Annotated in this window: 1 protein-coding gene; it reads right to left on the minus strand. The window is 76.9% G+C overall.

Annotated features, from left to right (window positions below):
- Positions 1-221: 221 nt before the first annotated feature.
- A complete protein-coding gene (locus HCJ92_RS24235) occupies positions 222-770 on the minus strand; it encodes a hypothetical protein (protein ID WP_167935737.1) in 549 nt (182 codons plus the stop codon).
- Positions 771-1,019 lie beyond the last annotated feature (249 nt).

A 1,019-nucleotide genomic window follows, 5' to 3' on the forward strand; every position in this document is an offset into this window, starting at 1 on the left:
GGGCACGCCCCCGGTCTGCCTCGGCCCACGGGCCCCCGGGAGCCGCTGTGCACGCCCGCCCGCCCCGCGGGCAGGCGATCGGCAGCGGTCGGCTCGTTCCGTCCCACCGAACGCTGCGGCGGGGGAGGGGCGCCCCGCGTCCCGGTCGTCCCGTCCTGGTCGGCCGGGCGTCTCCCCGTGGGGCGGGGCGGTCCGGCCGGCCAGGACGGCACGCGGGTCGGTCAGCCGCCCCTCGGACCGGGCACCACGCCCCGGGCCGGGCCGGGTAGCGCGTGCCGCGCCGCCACCACCTCGCCCAGGTCGTTCCCGGCGCGGACGGGCTCCGACAGCTCGTCCATCGGGTCCCCCAGCGGATCCGGTGACCCGGAACGCGCGCCGGGCACCGACGCCGCCATGCGGGGGCGGGCCGCGCCGATCGGCGCGGCGCGGCGGGCACCGTAACGTCGGTGCACCGCCTGCTTGGTGACGCCCAGCGCCGACCCCACCGCATCCCAGGAGAACCCGAGGGACCGGTCGAAGTCGACCGCCGCCGTCACCAGGGTCTCCACACTGTCCCGCAGTTCCTGCGCCAGACGGACGGTCGGCGCCGGAGCGCGGCCGTAGACGACGAAGCCGGTTGCGGGACCGGTGCGTCGTGGGCGGTACACGTTCCCCAGCTGCGAGGTGAGGGTCCGCAGCGCGTCCACCTGGCGGCGTACCCGCTCGATGTCCCGCACCAGCAGGTGCAGACTCGCTCGTGCCTGGGCGTCAGGGGTGGCGTGGTCAGCCATCGACAAGCCTCTCCAACCGGCGAAATAGGTTCACGACCGGAGTACGCCCCGGTCAGTCCTCCGTGACCAACGCCTGACCGAACGCACGGTCACGCCCTACGGGCGCATGGACGGTATCCGGGGGCGTGAGGCGTTCCGCGCGTCACGCCCCGGCGCGCGACAGCGGCGGGTTCCGGCACCGTGCCGCCACGTGTGGCGCCCGCGACCGGCGGTCGCCCAGCCCGCAGCCGGGGGCGCATGCCCCCGGCC

The sequence above is a fragment of the Streptomyces spiramenti genome, assembly GCF_012034385.1.
GTDB lineage: Bacteria > Actinomycetota > Actinomycetes > Streptomycetales > Streptomycetaceae > Streptomyces > Streptomyces spiramenti.

Coding starts and splice junctions, on each gene's coding strand:
- HCJ92_RS24235 (WP_167935737.1), bottom strand. CDS start 770: ATGGCTGACCACGCCACCCCTGACGCCCAGGCACGAGCGAGTCTGCAC.